The organism is Pseudomonas sp. MWU16-30323, assembly GCF_020515595.1.
In the GTDB taxonomy this organism is placed as follows: Bacteria; Pseudomonadota; Gammaproteobacteria; order Pseudomonadales; family Pseudomonadaceae; genus Aquipseudomonas; species Aquipseudomonas yamanorum.
The window spans coordinates 92574-108712 of record NZ_JAIWYM010000013.1 but is presented as its reverse complement, the minus strand read 5'-3'; the positions used below and the strand labels follow the sequence as shown (position 1 = coordinate 108712).

The window sequence follows — 16139 nt, the reverse complement described above, 5'->3', positions numbered from 1 at the left end:
TCAAGGAATAAAGATGGAACGCTCGACCGAATTTCCCGTGCTGTTGTTTTCTTACGGCACGTTGCAGGACAAGGCTGTGCAACTGTCCAACTTTGGGCGGGAGTTGGTGGGTCAGCAGGATGCGATGCTGGGGTATTCGACAAGCTGGGTGGAGATTACCGATCCTGAAGTGTTGGCGGCCAGTGGCAAGACCCATCATCCGATTGTGTCGCCGAGCGGGCGGAATGAGGACAGTGTTGAGGGGATGGTGTTTCAGATCACCGAGCAGGAACTGACGGCGGCGGATGCGTATGAGGTGTCGGACTATAAGCGGGTTTCGGTGGGGTTGGCTTCGGGGTTGACGGCTTGGGTGTATGTGCAGGCTTGAGAGCGTGCAGCTGGTCAATCGGAGTGATTTCCTACAGATCAATCGGAAGGCATGCCCTGCCGGGTTTGTGAGGTGGGGCATATAGTTCGCCGGTCGCTCTCATAGCGACCGGGTTTGGCGACTCGACTATAAGACGGCAGAAGCCTCCCGGCTAATTTGCGGGATGCTCCTGCGCGCAATAAGCTACCCAATGGTAGCTGTGCGCGGGAGACCTTCGGGTCTGCCGGCATTGTCCGTCTTGTTCCGGTTCGCCAACCCGCGTACGGCTGCCACCTTTTGTTTGGCGACAAATGTGTGGCTGCTCTCCTCCATTAAGAGAACGGACATCACATATGAACCAATACATGGCCCTCACCAGCAACGATTGCGAGACACCTGCCCTTTTTGTAGATACCACTGCGCCGCTGGACGTACTACTTGACGCTGCTGGGTATCGAATTCGTGCTGTTACTCAAGTTCTTGAAAATCTGGCACTGCGTGCGGAAATCAGCAGCGACACGGTTGTGCTTAGCGATTTTTCGCTGCTGTGTTCGATTCCTTTGCGCGACGGTTGTGATTTGCTGGATGTTATTGGGCGACGTATGGCTACGCAGTGTTCCTAAACCCATTGGCTTAATTCCCCTGCCACAACCACCTATTCAAACCCCAGAAACCACAAAACCCCTGATTTCTCTCGAAACCAGGGGTTTTGTTTACATCGAATTTGGCGGTGAAGGAGAGATTCGAAACTACCCGCAAAGTAACTTTCATCATGCAAGTACCCGGTTTACGAGGGCTGCAGCGATGCTATGTCTCCAAAAAACTGGCATTCTCAGTCCCATGGTAGTCCCATGGCTTTTGCACCAAGTTAGTGCGCGATGGCAGAGATGGTGTAAAAAACGGCATCCCAGTCGATTTATGTTGAGGCATGGGAAAAAGGTAATATTGGTAATACGTCGAAGAAACTAGGATAAAACCCTTTATTTTCAACGGGTTGAAGGATATAGAGAAAGGTAATAATTTGGTAATTTATAGGTTAGGTCATTACCTTTTCAGCGAGTAATTCCTACCAACCTTCATGCCCACCAAAAACGGGCACTTGGCCGAATATTACCTTTGCTATTACCAAATATTACCCCTCAAGGTAATGCGCTCAGCCCTCGAATTGCGAGGGCTACAGCAGCGTTAATGACCTTCCTAACCAAAATTACCTTTTTCCCAGCCCTGGTTCCAAAATAGCCAACAGATAGACGTGTCCCCGCGTTGGGATCTAGTCTGTAGGTTCACGACAAGGAGTCTTCACATGACGCATGAATATTCGCTCTCAGATGTGCTTGAGAGGATTTATGAAAATCAATTGGCCCTTGAAGCGGCAGTGATGGAGCTTACCCTCCGACTGGAGGAACAAGGCTCAGTGGTAACGGGCGACAACGTAAGAGGTACGCTAGAAACGATTGGCGAGAATGCCGGCCACATCAAGCAAGGTCTGGCCCGCCTAAAAAGGATTGCGAAAAAGTAGAATCGACGGCGATTGGACGGCTTACCGCTGTTTATTCAACGTTAACTTCCTTCCTCAAGATTGTAGGCAGAATACCGCCCCAAATAAGCTGCTCAGGCTCAAGAGTGTTAACCCTGTGATTACCACCACACCTACGGTCCTAGATTTCGCGTATGAGCTCTTTGAATAGTTTTTCAGGTCTTCCACAAGGACCATCGCCTCTGCCTGATTGACATCAATGAGCCGTAAACAACGCCCAACAATCGCGCTGCTCCAGAGCAACGGGCTGGTTGTATGGTTTTTCGAGAGCAATTGGAATGACGTTCTGAACGCTCTTATCTGGTCGTAGGTAAAAGCGACCTTCCCAGCGAAATCAGCACCTAACAAACCGATCTTTTCGGCGTTTGCTTCGAATATCGAACTCGACTGATCAGGTATTTCAGGCAAATGGATTGCCTGCTCTCTATCCAGTACCGCTTTCATTCCGCTAAGGCCAAGATGTAGGTCTTGAAGTGACGAAATTATTGAACTCATCTCACCAGCTAGGGCCGCGGCTATGGATTGGCTATCTCTAAATCGACGGTAGTCCTCCGCCACGAAATGCCCAAAAAAGCCCACCAGAACTGCCGAGCTGAAGCCGATGAGCGCCGGAGCAACGTTGTCCATACCCATATCCTTACGCCGATATCGTGAAAATCAAAAATTTGACTACAGCCCTTTCCGTTCGTGGCTTTCCGGTATTTTCATGCTTACCCTCCAAACACCAAGTTTTACCATGGCGCGCTGTCCCCGTTTTTGGAAAAAGCCCAGAAATCAGCTTTTTCATCGGTCCTGCTCAGTGAAATCGACGCTCTAGGCCTAAAGCACTCGGTGATCAGCTTGCAGCCTGTTGGGTAAAGACGCTTCATTTTTCTGCAAATCATTGCAAACGATGAAAAGGTGATGTTCTCGCAGCAGCCCGCAACCCGCCTGGGCAGCAGGTGCGTTTGCACTACATCCGGCTTTGCAAAAAAAAGGGACGCAAACCCCGTCGGCGGGAGGGGGATAAGTGCTTTTTTGCGTGTTTTTTTCCGTGTTGTGATAATTTACACAAAAATAATGGCATTCATTTCGTAAAATTCAACCATTAGCAAATGGAATTACTAACTTAATATGAAACCCATAAATAATATCAGCGGAACTTTACCTAACACCAATCGAGCCTTTGAAATAAACCTTAAAGGTCAAAATCTATTAATCGTAGGTGGGAATGGCGCAGGCAAAACATCTTTCCTCGAAGCCCTTTTCATAACAATCCGAAAAAACATTGCACAAGGCAACATCCTCCATATCTCGGAGTGTGAAAAAACAATAAAAGACATGCAAGCCGCGCTCGAAAACCCTGTTTTCACAGAAGATCAACGGGGAAATTTCTTACTCAACCTAGATAATCACGCCGCCAGACTAGCTGACATTTCAGACCCGTTTAAAATAACCTACCACACCCCAAAAAACTTTATTTCAGAATATAAGCAGCGCACTGCACTAATCAGTATCTTCTCAGCAAACAGAAAAGCCAGCATAAACAGCGTCTCTTACGCTAGCGGGTCTAAAGTTGATATTAACAGCATTAAAATAGATGAAAACCTAAGCACCAACTTAGAGCAACACCTTGTCAATTTACGTGTGCGCTCCGCGCTAAGCAACCAGCTAGATGATTCAAGGGAAAGAGCCGAAGAAATAGACAAATGGTTTGACAGCCTGCTGAAAAACTTTCGCTATCTATTTGAAGACGAATCAATAAACCTTAAGTTTGATACCGACATGCTAAGATTCAAAATCCAACAAGAAGGAAAGTCGGATTATACCTTTCAATCCCTTTCTTCTGGATATTTAGCAATCTTCGATATTTACGCAGACCTCCTAGTAAGAACTCAATATTTAGAAGTCACTCCAGAAAAACTGAGTGGAGTAGTATTAATTGACGAAATCGACGTTCATCTACACGTATCTTTGCAGCGGAAAATCTTTCCATTTCTAAGCTCTTCATTCCCAAATATTCAATTCATAGCCACAACACACTCTCCCTTCGTAGTTACCTCAATCGACAACGCTCTTATTTACGATTTGAGCACTGGTAACGAAAGCAGTGACATGTCCATGTTCTCAATTGATGCAGTTGTAGAGGGGCTTCTCGGTGTTCCTCCAGTTTCAAAGCAACTCGAGGAAACCATAAAAAAACTAGCAAGCATTACGGCAACCAAAAAATTTAAACTATCCGAAGCAGAATCTATTCTTCTCAAGATCGAGCCGCACGTGGAGCATCTCGACGCAGAGTCAAGGATGTATTACGAGCTAGCGGTTAATAAAGTAATCAAGCGGAAATCCGAGGGCGTTTAAATGTTCAACGTTATCCGCAGCGCCCCCGCTCCAGCTTCTCTTGCTAAAAATAAATCATGGACAGCACCAGATGTAATAGAAGCACTAAGGCGTGACTTTTCGGACAAATGTTACATATGTGAAACCAAGGATCCGCTCAGTCTAAACGTCGAACACTTTGACGCCCACCAGGGTGATCCACTGAAAATGTTTGACTGGAATAACTTGTTTTTTTCATGTGGCAGATGCAACAACCTTAAGCGACACCTCTTCAACAACCTAATAAACTGCACCAATCACGCGATTGACGCCTTCAGGCTAATAAAACATCACCCACCACTTACACCATTTTCAGCAACGGTAATTATTGAGCCTAGCGACGACGACCCAAAAACCATTGAAACAGCAAACCTAATAAGAAAAGTCTTTAACGAAGACAACACTGGAAATAAAGCCGTAACTGCGACATATCTCAGAAAACGAGTATTTAGACGTTATGCAAAGCTAGTCGAACAGATGAATATCTACGAAAGCGAAGATAGTCTACCGGCAGAGAAAGCGCACTCACTGGAAAAAATCAGGAATTTAATGAGTCGCAACCAAGAGTATTCTGCCTTTTTAAGATGGGCAATACTAGACTCCCCCGAACTTTTAGAACTAGTCAAAGACTCCATGGACTAATAAGATATTTTTTTGCAAACTTCCGTATAAACACGATCATCCAAGAATCGTGTTTATACTATTTCTCCGCCCTATACGGACATACTTAACAATTTATTATGTGGCGATCTACAAGGTAATGGCTTTGACCTTTATAAATAGACCGGATACCGTTGCTGCTTTTGATATAAAGGCAGCTACGTCGCTAGGATTTGGAGAAGCCCCAGCCAAATGAGTGTGAGTAGATAGTTGAGTGTTCATCTGCTGCACCAAATCGAGCAAATCACAAAGCACTTGGAGGACGTTGACCCCCTCTGAACCCAGCCAGGTCTTGGGCGCCACAAACCGCTGACTGACCGCAGCCACGCTTTTGCGCAGTCCCTCAATCCTTTCCTCCATATCGCCACCCACTGTGGCGTTGTGCTTCTGCCCCACCACCAGATTTAAGTCACGCCCGGTCGCCTGGTGGAAGTCATCCACCGCCGCCAGGCTCGCAGATCCGCCCGACAGCAGCTTGAGCGCGCCCAACGCCTCGATGGTCTTGACCCCTCCTACTGACTCAGTTGAATGGTCGTCCACCGTCCTGGTGTGATTCTGGAACGTCTCCATGTTGCCCATCGCCTCCACTTCCCGCTCGATCGCCTTGTCCAGGATCTTGCCGTCAGTCTGGCGCAGCCAGTTGCCGTCCGCGTCGACACGCTGCTGACAGGCTTCGCTGTGCTGCCACACCTGGTCCCCCTTCGGGACGCTGGGCATGCTCAGGCCGTGGGGCAGAATGGTTTGGATATAAGGCTTGTGCGGCAGGCCGTAGGCAAAGCACACCACAACTTGGGTGCCTTCCTCGGGGAACGCATAGATGCCCATTTCCTCGCCACCGGTGGGCAGCGGCAAAGGCACGCCGGCAAGGATCGGCAGCTTGGTATCTGGCTCGCCGTCCGGCCCCATGACCTCGATGTCGACCGCGTAGCGTGGGCGGAAGTCGTCGCAGATCCCGGCGCCGACGGGGGCATCGGCCACGGCGACAACCCGGGCAAAGCGTGGCAGGTGGTAACCGCCGGTGAGTTCGGGGAATTGTCGTTCTACGCTGCGGCGGATTGCGTCGTCCATCGGATGGCCATCTGGTTGTCGATGAGCGCCACACTGGTGATGCGCTCGCCGTGGTTAATTGTTGCACCTGGTCGCAACCCGGGAAGGGCTGCAATCATCGCGCTCTGGTTGCCCTGGTAATCGTCGAACAGTTCCACCGGCAGCTGCAGCGGCGAGCGAACGCCGAAGAAGCTGTCGGCCCAACTGCCCACGAACACTTCTCCGTCACCCTGTTGCTGCCAGATGAAGTCGGGGATGTTGAAAACCCGGGCCAGGCTGTCCATGGCTTGATAGCCAGCAGCCAGGCTGTAGAAAAACGGCGCCTTGACGCTGGCATACGGCTGTTCCGGGACGCGAAAGCGCAAGCCCGTGTGCTGGCCGATCTCGACCAGGACGGCGCACAGGTCGACGTGACGCAGGTTCAGCGGCACCGGGTTGGCCAGGATCGCGGCCAGCTCGCGACAGAACAGCACTTGCTGGGTGCTGCTGGCCGTGCTGCTGCGCTCGACGTAGCCAATGAAGTGTCGCTGCAGCGGGCTGCTGTTGTAGCCGATATCGAGTGTCACCAGCCCCTTGACCGGCGCCGTAGCCTGGATCGTGAACGTCGCCCGGCCTGGGCTTTTCGCATCCAGCCGGACTTCGTTTTTGACCAGGACATAAGGCACCCCGCTGATGGTCAATTCCTTGTGCAGCTTCATGCCTTGGGACTCCCGCCTAACCAGGTATCCACCTTTTTCAGCGTCGCTTCAAAGCCGGTCAGTTCCTCGGGCCCACCTGGTGTGTCGCCACCGGTACCGCCGACCGCGCCGCCCGGGCCAGACTGCGCCGTCACTGCGTTGCCCGATCGGCGCCCTTCCACTTTTTCCGGGTTGGAGAGCTTTTCGGTCAGGGTGAATTGGATCAGCCAGCCGCGCAGGTTGTCGTCTTCCCGGGCGCTCACGCCTTCGGTGAAAGTCACCTGGCGCATGCCGAACGCGGCAGCGGTGTCGTTGACGATGCGGTACGTCTTGAGCTGGCCACCGCCTTCGGTCGCTTCAACCAGGCGCATCAGGTCGCGCAATTGCACCTGGTCAACAAAAGGAATCATCAGGCTGACGGTCAGGGTTTTGGGCTTGAAACCCTTGTGGCCCTTGTCGGTGTTGCTGGTCTGGCCTGACAGATCGTCACTTTCAATGCGCAGGTTGCCGGTGACTTTGAGGTTCTTCCCGCGCACCTCTTGCCCGTCGAGTAGAAGCGTCATAGGCCCACCAGCTCACGAACAAAGCTCAGACCCTGCTCAGATCCCACCAGCAGCGCGCCGGCACATAACACCCATTCGTGCCCCGGGGCGTCACCGGCCAGCAGCCGGCGGCTCAGCTCGGTAGCGTTGCCCGGGCCGATCAGCCGCGCGCGCATGCTGCTGTCAGGGCTGCCATCAGCCAGCAGGGCTTTCAGATCTGCCAACTGCTTGTCACGGCCCTGTTGCTGCGCGGCCTTGCGGTTGGCCAGGGCCGAGAGGTCGGCCATGGGCGAACTGTCGGCGGCGTAGCTCTCCAGGACGGCGATCTGTCCGGCCATGGATTGCTGCGCCGCCTTAACCACAGTGCAGCGCTCAAGGGGCAGATCCTGCCAGCGCGGCAACGCGCCGGCGGTGGGGATCTCCCACTTTTCCGTCTCCAGCTTGGACAGGTGCCGCGCTCGGCGCTCGGCCCGCACCAGGTCAGGCATCGGCAGCAAGGCATTGAACCGCGCCAGGCTCTCGGCCAACTGATCAAAGCGGGAGGCCAGGAACATCAGGCATAGGGCGTACTGCTGGCCATCGGGCCGGCCTGTGTCGCTCACGTCCACCAGTTTGTTGGCCAGCTGCTGCAGCATGTTCGGTGCAGACAGAAAACGCTGGTAGCCGCGGCCTTGCCCAATCCCACTTTGAAACGGTGTCACCACCAGGCAGGCCGGGGCCTCGCCCATTTGATCAGCAAGCGCAGCACGTCCAGCAGCGATTGCGCCCTGGGCAGCACCACCGACCGGCCCCGGGCTGGTACTGGTCTTGCTACTCAAGTCGGCCAGGCGTTTAGCCGTGCTGGCCAGCTCGCCGCCGGCCAGCCCCTGAGCGGCTGACAATTGCCCCATCCATTCGGTGGCCTTCGCGGGCCAGCGCATTGTCACCGGCGCCCAATTCGCGTTAGGCATTGGGCAGTACCAGGGCAGGTAATTCGGCCACCAACTCGGCGCTGGTCGGTGCCTTGCGCTTGTCCTGCTCGATGGCGGCCAACTGCTCATAGCAGTAGGCCCAGCACAGTGAGCGCCAGGTGCGGAACGCCAACCCATCCGCCTGAAACTTCGGTACCGAAGGTTCATCCGCGTAGGTGATCACGTCTTTTAGGTCGCTGTAGCCGGAGGCTTTCGCCGTTCTGTCGAGGAACATCTGGACGCTGGCCACGTACTCGGATTTGCGCTGCTCCCAGGTCAACGGCGGCGGGTCGACAGCCACGGGCCTGCCCTTCACCGCTTGAATGACTTTTCCCATAGCCTGGGCGGCAAACAACGATTGGTACTCGCCCAGGGTAATTTCCAACAGTTCGCCGGCAGGTGGCAGGCTGCAGCCCGGGTTGGAAACCTCGACCAGGGGCGGTATGGCTTTCGGGTCTTTCACTTTGATCGTCGGGGCGCTGTCCTTCGAGCCTTCGGCGCCCATCCAGCTGGGGTCCGGGACACTGATCATCGGATGTTTCCACTTCGGGTCGGCTACCAGCAAGGTGCGCTCGCCGTGGGCGCGTGTGTCGTAAAAACCTGCGGTTTTGGCGTGAAAAAATATGCTCATGATTAGTAGCCTGTGGCCTCCCAATAAATGTCATCTGGCGAGTTGAACGGGCCAGAAATCACGGAAAATTGGCTGTTGCTGACGATCAACGTGTTCGTGCCTGTGGCAACGTCCGAATAGAAAAGGCTGGTCCGGGAGGCAACCAAGGACACGCAGCGGTTCGGGAAAGCGATCGGAAAACTGCGGTGGGTCACCGTGTCAGAGGCCCCCAGGGTGATACCCCACTGACGGATCAGGCCGGTCTGTGCACACTTCCACCAGCCATTTGGGCCAAGGTATGCGTTGTTCTTGAGCACCGCACCAGGTATCTCGGGGGTGGCCTGGGGGAGATTGGTCAGGCCCGCAGCGTTGCCGCTGTAGAAGCCCGCGATAGTCAAGTTTCCGCCCTCACTGAGGGTCAGCGCGCTGTTGGACGCACCGACGTGCATCACCACGCTTGCGGGGGTCGCGGAGCCACCACCAGCCCAAACATCCATGGATGCCAAGTGACGGTCGGTCCAGTTGGTTGCCTTCCATATCGAGTAGGCGTTGCCGTTATCAGGGCAATCAATCTGTACAGCCGGAGAGCGCGAACGCCAGTCAACAAACGCGCCCGCCATTGCACGAAAATCAAACCGCGCCGTTCCGGTCAGATAACCACCACTGAGCGGCAACTTTGAGTTATCCGCGATCGCGATGTTGGCGGTGCCATCGAACGACACACCGTTAATCAGTCGAGGCGTGGTTAGCTTGGTAGCGGTAGCGGCATTGCCCGACACCGCAATGTCGTAAGTGCCGCTCAACCGGGCCTTGGGCACCGTACCAAGCGTCAATGCATTAGCATTCAAACCTGTGAGTTGGCCGGCGTCGCCGTAGTAAGAGCCTTTGATCGTAAGATGGCCTACCCCATTGAACGTGAAGGCTGCAACCGTATCGCCGACATGCATGACGACCTCAGGAGCTGTGGTCGAAGAGCCGCCGGCCCACACATCCATACACGCTAGATGGCGCTCGCTCCAGTTGGTGGCTTTCCATATGGAATATGCAACTGCCCCGTTTGACGGACAATCAATCTGAATGGCCGTCTGGCGCTCTTTCCAGGTGACAAATGGCCCGCCGATCATGGGCATGTTGAATCGCACGCCGCCGGTCAGCGTCCCGCCGCTCAGTGGCAACTTGGAGCCGTCGCCAATCGCGATGTTTTGGGTACCGTCGAACGCCACGCCGTTGATCAGGCGGGCCGTTTCCAAACGGGTGGCCGTACCAGCATTGCCGGTGACCTGGATGTCATAGGAGCCGGACAGGTTTACGCGGGGCACCGTTCCTGCAGTGAGGGCACCAGCGTTGAGGTTAACCAGTCCGCCACCGTCGCCAGATAGTTTCCCGGTAATGGCCACGCCGGCGTCAGAAACACGCACACCGTTGCCGTAGATATACCCATCAGTGCCCAAGCCCATGAACAGGGTTTTAAAGCCGGTCGACGAGCCGTAACCGCCGATGCTGCCCACGATGTTGCCGCCGGACGTGAACGTCATCCCACGCGCCCAGGCGCTGCCGAAATAGTTGCCGGCGGCGTAGACGACATCACCGATCATCGTGCCGCCAGTCAGCGGCAGTTTGGTGGCGTCCTGCACCGTGATGTCTTGGGTACCGTCGAAAGGCACACCGTTAATAGCGCGGGGGTTGACCAACTTGGTGGCGGACCCCGACCGTAGGTCAGGGTAATGGCCCACCTTGGCGGCAAAGTGATCCACCAGCGGGCCGTCGATTGGCGCAATCGTGCGCAGATCGTTGATCTGGTTCGCGTTCACCAGGTGCGCCAAGGGAATGCAGTAGTGCCAGGCACCGTCGGTGTCCAGGTAGTCGACCTGGTTGGGATCAAAAACCACTTTCCAACTGGCCTGCACGTCGTTCAACTCACGGCGCAATGACACATGCAGCCACACTGGTGCCGGTACCGCCGGCGGCGCGATCGGCAAGACGCTGACCAGCTCCACGCGGATGCCTTCGATGTAGGCAAGCCCGGGCTTGAGTTGATACCCGGCCCCAACCTTCTCCACCTGCAGGCCGCTACGGTAGAAACAGGCCCGACCAAATACGTCGCGATTACTCAGCCGCTCGCGCTCGTCGATGCCCTTTAGGCGCACGGTGAAGTCATGCTGCCAAGTGCTGGCATCAATGGTGATGCCGGTCAGCGCCTGGGCCCCGTCGAACACCACCAGGATATTGCGGGTGACGTTGTTGCCCAGCTGCAGCGGCGGAATGTTCTTTCGCTTTTGCTGCACAGGCACGTAGGCGACGGCCAGCAACACATTCTCGGCGGTTTCCAGGCCGATCCAGTTCCAGTCAAAGTCGCCGATATCGCTGCCCAACATCGAGCTGTAAACCACCTGGTTGGGGTTCACAAAGCCGATGTTCTGTTTCGGGATCGAGTAGGTGTGGACGATCTGAGCCGCCGGCGGTTTCCCGGCTGCGCGGTCGACCGGAGCATTTGGGTTCAGGCCTGGCACGTTGGCGAAGACAAAGCGCACGACATCCAGGCGCTGCTGTGCGCCTGTTTTTTGGGCGATCAGGCTTTCACCTGCAAGGGTAATACTGGCTCCCATTGGGGACTCCTACAGGCGGGCGATCAGCGTCTGCTGATCGTCGTTAAAGTCAGCCGCGACGATGCGCAGCGATACGGGGGTGATGGTCACAAAGTCATAGCGCCGGCACGTGCGGCCGTACTGCTGAATCAGCACGCGCAGCAGCTCGGGGTTCTGCGATAGCTGGGAGTCGGAAAGGCGCAGCAGCACCACGTCCCAGTCCCGATCTGGCATACGCTCGTCTATCTCGACGTAACCCACGCCCAGACGCTGCAGGATGCGTTTGAGCCCCGCTGTGCTGCCAGCGTCGACGGCGTTGATAAAGGCGAACTTGACCCGCAAGCGATACAAACTTTCAGGCTCGTCCTTGAAGCGGGTGGTGTCCCGCTGCCAGGCCAGCAGATCGAGGACGGTTAGGTGGCATGTCTCGGCGTCCATCTGCAGGAGCGGCCATTGCAGCCAGCCTTCGACTTTCTCCCACCAGGACTGGGCGGCGGCTTTCAGCTTGGTGAGCTGTGGCCCATCGAGCCAGAACGGCAAATTCAGTTTGATCATGCCAACACCACCTGCAGGCTTCTGATCCGGGGGATGGTCAGCTCTGACACGATGTCGGCGTTATCGAAGTGCAGCGACTCGATGCCCGCGAACTGCTGGTGGAGTTCTTCCCCCAGGCGACTGAATGAAAAGCGCGACTGTGGATAAGTCAGCGTTGGTTGATAGTCGCCGGCGCTGCTTTCGCGGAAGGCTGCACGAATGAACAGTTCCACTTCCGTCTGCAGCTTGGTGCGCTGCTCTGCGGTCAGTAGCTGACGTGGCCATACGGTCAAGCTCAGCGCGTGCTGGGTTTCAGGCATGACCATGACCAACAGATCATCGCCGTGGCCATGATTGCCCTGGTCGCGGATATGCGCGTTGATTTGCTCCAGGTATGTCGCCGCCGGCACGTCTGCATCAAACAGCACGTAGGCATTGGCACTGCCCGGGCCCCGGGGTGCGCCGTGCAGGAAATACACACCATCGGGCCGCACGCCCGGGAAGGCTGAAATCATGGCGCGGTATACCGAATCGGTGTGCCACTGATTGACCGCCGAGAACTGGTTGCGCACCCGCAAACGTAGCTGATCGTCCGGTTCAGGATCAGCACCAGGTGCGATCAACCAGCCGTCGACGTTCACCACCTGGGCGATGCCGGCAATGGGTACCGGCAGGATCGCGTAGTAACCCGGGGCCAGGTTGTAGCCGCTGCCAACTTCTTGGGCTTCTACCGGGACTTCCAACTGCTGCAGGCCGTCTGCAAAGGTTGCAGCCTGCGTGGTGATCAGTTGGTAAATATGGCCGTTGATAGCCGCGGATTGCACCAGGACGCCGGCGGGCAGCTCCAGTACGCCGCCGGCGACGTCCCGGGTAAACAACAGCATGCCCTGGGCCTTGGTCGCACCTTTGCGCTCGACGTTGACCGCCCAGGCCAGCATGTCCAGCCACTTGTCCCGGGCAGTTTTTACAAAGAAATTGGGCAGGACCGTGTCACTGACAAAGCTGATCAACCACATGACCGGTTTAGTCACCAGGGCCGTGATCACACGCCAGAATGGCGAATAGGCACTGGTGTTGCTCATCTTGCTGCCCTGGGCGGCTACTTCCTTTTCCCAGGCCTTACGCAAGCCATCCTCGGTGGTGGGAATGCCGGCGTCAGCGAGCGCCTGTTTAAAATCTACGTCGCTCACAGGGTCACCTCGATGTCGCCAAACTTCAGCGTTTTGGCCGTGACCAGGTACTGGCCGGACTGCACCTGGTTAATCAGTGCGGTGCCCGGTACCAGGCGTTCGTCCGCCTCCACCAGCAGTTCCAGTTGCTGGATGCAGTCGCGTTGGCGCAGGCGGCTACGCTCAGCCACCAGCGTCACTAGCAGGCCGCTTTCGCGGATCATGTGCGCGATGTCCTGGGCGATGCTGGCCCGGTCCTCGATCAGCAGCGGCTGACGGGACGGGTCCAGCGACAGGTCGTTGTCGACGATCAACAGGTCGATGTATTCGCTCATCCGCCCACCGCCATGGCCAACATGCCTTCCAGCTCCAGCGGGTTCATCGGTTTACCGGTGTGAATGTTGACGTTCTCCACGTGGGTGCCCTTGTTCTGGGTTTGGTTGTTGTTCTGGATGCTGCTCAGCAGGCCGCCCCGGGGCACGGCGTCGGGCCGCTTCGGTGACAGACCGGCCACAGATCCGTTCATGCGTTGCTGGCTTTGCTCGGCCTTTTCAGTAGGTGCCGGCGCAGTCACCAACGCCGGCGGCTGCTTCGGCTGCGGGATGTTGAGCTGCGGTCCGATCGGCGCCGGTGTCTTCAAGGCAGGCGCGGCCACCAGTGCCGGCGCTGTGCGCGGTGGCTCAGGAGCCACGAGGGGCTGGGGGATCGGCGCCGGCGTTTTCGGTACCGGGGCCAGGACCAACGCTGGCGGCTGTGCCTGGGGCTGCAATGCGTTGAGCGCGGGCATGGCCGGCGCGGGCGCCTTCTGTGCGGCAGCCATCACCAGGGGCGGCGCCTGGATGGGTTGCTGGGGAGCGCTCACCAGCTGTGGCAGCAACGGTGCCTCGACCGTCGGTGCGGTGATGGTGGGCAGTTGCGGTGCCGCCGGCATGTCGCCAAACGCGGCATCGATCTGCACGCCCGGGATCTTGTTCAGCATCTCGATCAAGCCATTGATGGCCGATTTAAAGATATTGACGATGCCGTCCCACGCGGCGCTGGCCATGCCCGACCAACCGCCCATGGAGTTGAACCAGTCAGACAGCGCCGTCAGTTGGCTGCTGATCCACTTGAACGCCTCGGTGTTCATCAAGGCGCCGGTCCACTGGTCCCAGTAGATAATCGCTGCCGCTACGACACCGATCAGAAGGGCAATGCCCATCACGATCACCCCAACCGGGTTAGCCGTCAGTGCCACGTTGACCAGCCAAATTGCACCCTGCCACAGCAGCATGGCCCCACGGATAATGCCAAGCGTCGTGTACAGCAGGACCAACCCGGTGACGTACAGCGCAATGACGGCCACCTGCAGGATAAAAGCAGCCACAGAGCGCAGTTGCAGCAGTTGCACCAATCGCCAGACCGTGACCAATGACAGCCACACCATCTTGCTGATGCCCACCACAAAGGTCAGGGCTGCCATACCTGCAGTCAGTCCCAGGACTACCAGGCTCGCAATGCTGACCACGCGGGTGATGTTGGGAAACAACTGAGACCAGCGTGTCAGGGTGGTGGCTACGCCGGTCAGCCTGGCCATGAGCGGCTGCAGGATTGGCATCAGGGATTGGCCGAACGCAATACGCAACGCCTGCACGGCGCTGCCGAACTGCTGCCACGGATCGACCATGGCCATGGCCATCTTCTCGGCGTTTTCCAGGCCGCGCACGTTGCCCAGTTGGTCCATACCGTTCTTCAAACGATCGGTATCGCCCATTAGGGTGGTGATCAAGCGGGCCGCTTCGCCGCCGAAGGCATCGCGCAGTTTCTTGCCGTTTGCCTCGATCGACAGGTCACCGAACTTGCCTTTGAGCTTGTCCAGGATGTCCATCATCGGCAGCAACTTGCCCTGCTGATCCACAAAGGACATGCCGAGTTTTTCCGATGCACCGCTGACGTTCTCGAAGAACGACTTGTACAGGCCACCGGCCTCGCCCCCGTCCATGGTGCTGCCCAGGGTGCCAAGGACAGCCATTTGCTCAGCCAGGCTCACACCTGCAGTGCTGGCCAGGCCGCCAGCGGCCTTGAAGGCCTCGCCGATCTGCTCGCCGCTGGTGCGGAACAGCTTCACAGCCGTCGCGGTCTGGCCGGTGAGGATGTCCACCCACTGGCCTTTGCCCATGGCATCGGCTTGACCCTTGAACAGGTTGTACATGGTGCCGACGTACTGTCCCATGGTATCGGCGTCGGACTTGGTGGCCTTGGCCAACAGGTTGCTGGCATTGGTGAACGTAGCCAGCTGGCTGCCGCTCAACCCCTTAATGGCGCCCTCAATGCTGTACGCCGAGGCCACAAAGTCCCGGGCGTTTTCACCGTAGGCCACCGAGAACTCCAAGGACTTTTTATTCAGTGCGTCCAACGCCTCTTCGGCCACGCCCAACGATCGGACCTCGCCCAGGGCACGGTTCATCTCCAGGGCAGGTTCCAGGGATCCACTGATGGCCATCCCGGCGCCCACCATCCCAGCCAGGCCGACGCCCATCTGGGTGATGTTCTTCTGGCTCTGTGCTGCCAGGTCAGAAAAGCCCGTTTTGACCTTGCCCAGCGGGGCGGTGACCTTATCGGTCAGGTTCAAAATGAAGGCCAGGCGGGCGCTTTTGTCAGCCATCTGTGGTCATCCGTTCAATGCGTGGGCGATGCCGTTGGCGATGGCGATTTCCATCCGCCGCCAGTGTTCGTCCTCCAGCCACTTGGCCGTGCCCATCACCTCGGCGGTGGGCGCGGCACCTGGTAGCCAGCGACCGGCCAAGGCCAGCAGTTGGCCCAGGCCGTTTTCGGTCAGTCGTTCGGCGTGGTCGAGGGCTTTTTTACGGTGACTTCAACGTCTGGGCTGTATTCCTCCAGGAGCGCGCCGGCCAGCTGCATGACCAATACTGGGTTGCCCAGCATCGGCTTGAGGGAGGCGCGTTCTTCCTGCTTAACGGTGTTCACCAGGAGGTTGTTCGCCGGCGCGACCTTGTTGGTCTGGGTCACGGCGTTGAAGTACTTGGTCACGTCCTGCGGGGTCAGCTCAAAGGTGAATTCCTTGTCGCCTACTTCCAGGGTGATCTCGCGTTTATCGGTCATGCGTGTTGCTCCGTTCAGGTTT

General features: G+C 56.8%; 17 protein-coding genes. 5 read left to right on the top strand and 12 right to left on the bottom strand.

Annotation, left to right across the window (positions count from 1 at the left end; translation table 11 throughout):
* Positions 1 to 13: 13 nt before the first annotated feature.
* From LIY45_RS17175 to LIY45_RS17165, 3 genes are all read left to right on the top strand, one after another.
* On the top strand, positions 14 to 367 hold the full coding sequence (locus LIY45_RS17175) for a gamma-glutamylcyclotransferase family protein (protein ID WP_226477003.1): 354 nt from the start codon (positions 14 to 16) through the stop codon (positions 365 to 367).
* Positions 368 to 699: 332 nt separating this feature from the next.
* Positions 700 to 969: a hypothetical protein gene (locus LIY45_RS17170; RefSeq protein WP_004371186.1), complete on the top strand. Its 270-nt coding sequence runs from the start codon at positions 700 to 702 to the stop codon at positions 967 to 969.
* A 680-nt stretch (positions 970 to 1649) separates the two neighbouring features.
* Positions 1650 to 1865, top strand: coding sequence for a hypothetical protein (locus LIY45_RS17165; protein ID WP_226477002.1), 216 nt, complete (start codon positions 1650 to 1652; stop codon positions 1863 to 1865).
* 54 nt (positions 1866 to 1919) lie between these two features.
* Here LIY45_RS17165 and LIY45_RS17160 read toward each other — a convergent pair whose 3' ends face one another.
* Complete coding sequence (locus LIY45_RS17160; protein ID WP_226477001.1) at positions 1920 to 2510, bottom strand: hypothetical protein; 591 nt, start codon at positions 2508 to 2510, stop codon at positions 1920 to 1922.
* A gap of 486 nt (positions 2511 to 2996) precedes the next feature.
* Between LIY45_RS17160 and LIY45_RS17155 the strand changes: the two genes are divergently transcribed.
* Together LIY45_RS17155 and LIY45_RS17150 are read left to right on the top strand one after the other, a co-directional pair.
* Positions 2997 to 4223 carry an ATP-binding protein gene (locus tag LIY45_RS17155; protein ID WP_226477000.1) on the top strand — a complete coding sequence of 409 codons (1227 nt, stop codon included), beginning with the start codon at positions 2997 to 2999 and terminating at the stop codon, positions 4221 to 4223.
* Complete coding sequence (locus LIY45_RS17150; protein WP_226476999.1) at positions 4224 to 4883, top strand: hypothetical protein; 660 nt, start codon at positions 4224 to 4226, stop codon at positions 4881 to 4883. It begins immediately after the preceding gene.
* 108 nt (positions 4884 to 4991) lie between these two features.
* Here LIY45_RS17150 and LIY45_RS17145 read toward each other — a convergent pair whose 3' ends face one another.
* The 11 genes from LIY45_RS17145 to LIY45_RS17095 form a co-directional block, all read right to left on the bottom strand.
* Positions 4992 to 5969, bottom strand: a complete 978-nt coding sequence (locus tag LIY45_RS17145) for a hypothetical protein (protein ID WP_226476998.1) — start codon at positions 5967 to 5969, stop codon at positions 4992 to 4994.
* A complete protein-coding gene (locus LIY45_RS17140; RefSeq protein ID WP_226476997.1) occupies positions 5942 to 6646 on the bottom strand; it encodes a hypothetical protein in 705 nt (234 codons plus the stop codon). The genes LIY45_RS17145 and LIY45_RS17140 overlap by 28 nt, the downstream gene beginning before the upstream one ends.
* Entirely contained in the window at positions 6643 to 7188 is a 546-nt protein-coding gene (locus LIY45_RS17135) for a DNA-binding protein (protein ID WP_226476996.1), read from the bottom strand. Before LIY45_RS17135 ends, LIY45_RS17140 begins: the two co-directional genes overlap by 4 nt.
* Positions 7185 to 8117: a hypothetical protein gene (locus tag LIY45_RS17130; protein WP_226476995.1), complete on the bottom strand. Its 933-nt coding sequence runs from the start codon at positions 8115 to 8117 to the stop codon at positions 7185 to 7187. The genes LIY45_RS17135 and LIY45_RS17130 overlap by 4 nt, the downstream gene beginning before the upstream one ends.
* Positions 8110 to 8748, bottom strand: a complete 639-nt coding sequence (locus LIY45_RS17125) for a hypothetical protein (protein ID WP_226476994.1) — start codon at positions 8746 to 8748, stop codon at positions 8110 to 8112. The genes LIY45_RS17130 and LIY45_RS17125 overlap by 8 nt, the downstream gene beginning before the upstream one ends.
* 2 nt (positions 8749 to 8750) lie before the next feature.
* Positions 8751 to 11333, bottom strand: coding sequence for a phage tail protein (locus tag LIY45_RS17120; protein WP_226476993.1), 2583 nt, complete (start codon positions 11331 to 11333; stop codon positions 8751 to 8753).
* A 9-nt stretch (positions 11334 to 11342) separates the two neighbouring features.
* Positions 11343 to 11867 (bottom strand): phage tail protein, encoded by a 525-nt coding sequence (locus tag LIY45_RS17115; RefSeq protein WP_099312221.1) that lies wholly within the window; start codon positions 11865 to 11867, stop codon positions 11343 to 11345.
* A complete protein-coding gene (locus LIY45_RS17110; RefSeq protein ID WP_226476992.1) occupies positions 11864 to 13036 on the bottom strand; it encodes a baseplate J/gp47 family protein in 1173 nt (390 codons plus the stop codon). The genes LIY45_RS17115 and LIY45_RS17110 overlap by 4 nt, the downstream gene beginning before the upstream one ends.
* Positions 13033 to 13350 carry a DUF2590 family protein gene (locus LIY45_RS17105; RefSeq protein WP_226476991.1) on the bottom strand — a complete coding sequence of 106 codons (318 nt, stop codon included), beginning with the start codon at positions 13348 to 13350 and terminating at the stop codon, positions 13033 to 13035. The genes LIY45_RS17110 and LIY45_RS17105 overlap by 4 nt, the downstream gene beginning before the upstream one ends.
* Positions 13347 to 15659, bottom strand: a complete 2313-nt coding sequence (locus LIY45_RS17100; RefSeq protein ID WP_226476990.1) for a phage tail tape measure protein — start codon at positions 15657 to 15659, stop codon at positions 13347 to 13349. The genes LIY45_RS17105 and LIY45_RS17100 overlap by 4 nt, the downstream gene beginning before the upstream one ends.
* A gap of 170 nt (positions 15660 to 15829) precedes the next feature.
* Positions 15830 to 16117: a putative phage tail assembly chaperone gene (locus LIY45_RS17095; RefSeq protein WP_063033540.1), complete on the bottom strand. Its 288-nt coding sequence runs from the start codon at positions 16115 to 16117 to the stop codon at positions 15830 to 15832.
* Positions 16118 to 16139 lie beyond the last annotated feature (22 nt).

Coding starts and splice junctions, on each gene's coding strand:
- LIY45_RS17175 (WP_226477003.1), top strand. CDS start 14: ATGGAACGCTCGACCGAATTTCCCGTGCTGTTGTTTTCTTACGGCACG.
- LIY45_RS17170 (WP_004371186.1), top strand. CDS start 700: ATGAACCAATACATGGCCCTCACCAGCAACGATTGCGAGACACCTGCC.
- LIY45_RS17165 (WP_226477002.1), top strand. CDS start 1,650: ATGACGCATGAATATTCGCTCTCAGATGTGCTTGAGAGGATTTATGAA.
- LIY45_RS17160 (WP_226477001.1), bottom strand. CDS start 2,510: ATGGACAACGTTGCTCCGGCGCTCATCGGCTTCAGCTCGGCAGTTCTG.
- LIY45_RS17155 (WP_226477000.1), top strand. CDS start 2,997: ATGAAACCCATAAATAATATCAGCGGAACTTTACCTAACACCAATCGA.
- LIY45_RS17150 (WP_226476999.1), top strand. CDS start 4,224: ATGTTCAACGTTATCCGCAGCGCCCCCGCTCCAGCTTCTCTTGCTAAA.
- LIY45_RS17145 (WP_226476998.1), bottom strand. CDS start 5,969: ATGGACGACGCAATCCGCCGCAGCGTAGAACGACAATTCCCCGAACTC.
- LIY45_RS17140 (WP_226476997.1), bottom strand. CDS start 6,646: ATGAAGCTGCACAAGGAATTGACCATCAGCGGGGTGCCTTATGTCCTG.
- LIY45_RS17135 (WP_226476996.1), bottom strand. CDS start 7,188: ATGACGCTTCTACTCGACGGGCAAGAGGTGCGCGGGAAGAACCTCAAA.
- LIY45_RS17130 (WP_226476995.1), bottom strand. CDS start 8,117: ATGCCTAACGCGAATTGGGCGCCGGTGACAATGCGCTGGCCCGCGAAG.
- LIY45_RS17125 (WP_226476994.1), bottom strand. CDS start 8,748: ATGAGCATATTTTTTCACGCCAAAACCGCAGGTTTTTACGACACACGC.
- LIY45_RS17120 (WP_226476993.1), bottom strand. CDS start 11,333: ATGGGAGCCAGTATTACCCTTGCAGGTGAAAGCCTGATCGCCCAAAAA.
- LIY45_RS17115 (WP_099312221.1), bottom strand. CDS start 11,867: ATGATCAAACTGAATTTGCCGTTCTGGCTCGATGGGCCACAGCTCACC.
- LIY45_RS17105 (WP_226476991.1), bottom strand. CDS start 13,350: ATGAGCGAATACATCGACCTGTTGATCGTCGACAACGACCTGTCGCTG.
- LIY45_RS17100 (WP_226476990.1), bottom strand. CDS start 15,659: ATGGCTGACAAAAGCGCCCGCCTGGCCTTCATTTTGAACCTGACCGAT.
- LIY45_RS17095 (WP_063033540.1), bottom strand. CDS start 16,117: ATGACCGATAAACGCGAGATCACCCTGGAAGTAGGCGACAAGGAATTC.